Source organism: Brevibacillus formosus (assembly GCF_003013405.1).
Taxonomy (GTDB): Bacteria; Bacillota; Bacilli; order Brevibacillales; family Brevibacillaceae; genus Brevibacillus; species Brevibacillus formosus.
This window is the reverse complement of record NZ_PXZL01000052.1, coordinates 1-2,950: the sequence shown is the minus strand read 5'-3', so window position 1 is coordinate 2,950 and position 2,950 is coordinate 1. Positions and strand designations below refer to the sequence as shown.

At 52.6% G+C, this 2,950-nt stretch carries 1 protein-coding gene; it reads left to right on the top strand.

Features of this window, described 5'->3' with window-relative positions:
- Positions 1 to 2,950 (top strand): condensation domain-containing protein (locus tag C7R91_RS28995; protein ID WP_146142151.1); only part of this gene is annotated, 2,950 nt, incomplete at both ends.

The following is a 2,950-nucleotide window of genomic DNA, read 5'->3' as shown; positions in this document are numbered from 1 at the left end:
CTGAAGAAATGAGTGGGGTGCTCGCCTCCACTTCTATCTGCTTCGATCTGTCTGTCTATGAAATATTCGTGACCGTAAGCTACGGCGGGAAGGTTATCCTGGCTGACAACGCCTTGCATTTGCCGAGCCTGCCAGCAGTCAACGAAGTGACATTGATTAATACCGTTCCATCTGCGGCCAAAGAACTGGTGCGGATGAACGCGATCCCGTCGACGGTACGAGTGGTCAACCTGGCTGGAGAGCCACTGCCAAACACCTTGGCACAAAGTCTATACGCATTGGAGCATGTGGAAAAAGTCTTCAATCTCTATGGTCCGTCTGAAGATACGACGTACTCCACGTATGTACAGGTCACCAAAGGCGCCACGTCAGAACCGACGATTGGCCGTCCTTTGTCCAACACACAAGCGTATATCCTCGATGCCAACCTGCAGCCTGTGCCGTTGGGCTTACCTGGAGAACTGTATCTTGGCGGGGAAGGATTGGCGCGTGGGTACCTAAATCGCCCAGAACTGACAGCAGAACGGTTCTTGTCCAATCCATTCCACGCTGACCCGCATGCACGGATGTACAGCACCGGCGACTTGGTCCGTTATCTCCCGGATGGACAAATCGAGTATTTGGGACGGATTGACCATCAGGTGAAGATTCGCGGCTACCGGATCGAGTTGGGAGAGTTAGAGGCTGTCCTTCGCACCCATCCGACTGTGAAGGAAGCCGTGGTGATGGCAAGAGAAGACAAGCTGGGTGATAAACGTCTGGCGGCGTATGTGACGACAAAAGAGGTAAGTAGGGGAGAGGGCACTGACATAGCGGTCTGGGCAAAAGCAAAACTGCCGGAGTTCATGGTTCCATCTGTCTTTGTCTGGCTGGACGCTATGCCGCTCACACCGAATGGCAAGATCGACCGGAAGCAGCTGCCAGAGCCCGAGTGGGGGCAGATGGCTTCTACCCAAGAGTATGTAGCGCCACGCAACCAAACGGAGGAGCTGGTCGCCACAATCTGGTCGCAAGTGCTCGGTATCGAAAAGGTCGGGATTCATGACAACTTCTTCGAGCTTGGCGGACATTCTCTCTTAGCGACACGGGTCATTTCCCGTCTTCGTGACACGTTTGCAGGAGAAGTACCGATCCGGACTCTTTTCGAAAACCCAACCATTGCAGAGCTGTCCGAAGCACTCGGAAGCTTTTGGCAAGACACATCAGGGACTTCGATCCTACCTGTTTCGCGGGAAGGTCATCTGCCTTTGTCCTTTGCGCAGCAGCGCCTGTGGTTCCTGGATCGTTTGATGCCAGAAAGCGCCTTGTACAACATCCCGTCCGCGATGCGATTGCATGGGGATCTCGATATCGAGGCGTGGAACAAGAGCTTGCAGGTCCTGATCCAGCGCCACGAAAGCTTGCGGACAACCTTTGACCACGTGGATGGGCAAGCCGTGCAAATCATTCACCCTTACCAAGAGCAGTCGATCCGTGTAGTCGACTTGCGGGAGCTACCAGCGGACGAGAGCGAAGCAGAAACACAGCGTCTGGCAGGAATCGAGGCAGCTACGCCATTCAACCTGAGCGAAGGTCCGCTGTTCCGTACCACCTTGATTCGCATAAGCGAACAAGAGGCCGTCTTCTTATTTAACATGCACCATATTATTTTTGATGGCTGGTCTATTGGTATTTTCATCAAAGAAATGAGAGCACTGTACGAAGCATTTGTTCACGGCAAAGAACCTGTATTGGCCGATTTGACATTACAGTACGCCGATTACGCTGTATGGCAACGGAAGTGGATGGAAGAAGATGTGCTTACGCAACAGCTAGCGTACTGGAAAGAAAAGCTAGTCGATGCGGAACCACTATTGGCTTTGCCGACAGATCGTCCGCGTCCATCCGTTCAAAGCCATGCTGGCGCGATGTATACCTTTACGCTTCCAGCTGAACTGTTAGCAAAATTGAGTAAGCTCAGCCGTGAAGAAGGATCGACGCTGTTCATGACCTTGCTGGCTGGCTTCCAAACTTTGCTCTACCGCTACAGTGGACAGGAAGACATCCTCGTCGGAAGCCCGGTTGCAGGACGAAATCGGGAGGAGACCGAGTCGCTCATCGGTTTCTTCATTAATACATTGGTGCTCCGTACGGACATGTCGGGGGAACCGACATTCCGCGACTTGCTGGCAAGAGTGAAGGAGACGGCGCTGGAAGCCTATGCCCATCAGGACCTTCCGTTTGAAAAATTGGTCGATGAACTGGCGCTAGAGCGTAGTCTCAGCTACTCACCGCTGTTCCAAGTGATGTTTGTCCTCCAAAACTTCCAGCTAGATTTAGACGAACAGGCTGGTATTCGCGTATCGGAATTCGACATGGACAAACACCTCGTCACGGCCAAGTTCGACCTGACGTTGACCATGGCAGAAAGACAAAACGGATTAATCGCAACGTTTGAGTACAACACAGCGCTGTTTGATGAAACGACAATTGTGAGAATGTCACAGCACTTCCATCACTTACTCGAAGCCATCGCTCAAATGCCGGAGCAGACCATTAGCCAATTGCCGTTTTTGCCTCAGGCAGAACGCGAGCAGCTGCTGGTGGAATGGAACGACACCACGACGGCTTACCCACGGGATCAACGCGTGGATCAATTGTTCCAGCAGACCGCGATGCTTTATCCGAATCGCATTGCAGTCGTATCGGGAGATCAGACACTTACCTACTCCCAGTTAGAGACACGAGCCAACCAAGTAGCCAACTACCTGCAAAAGCAAGGCGTTCGCTCGGGTTCACTCGTCGGTATCTGCGTAAAGCGTTCTCTCGAAATGCTGATCGGGGTGCTCGGGATTCTCAAAGCTGGTGGGGCTTATGTACCGCTCGATTCGGACTACCCGAAAGAACGTCTGGCATACATGATGGATGACGCTCACGTCACTGTTTTGCTTACGCAGGAGCAGCTTTTACC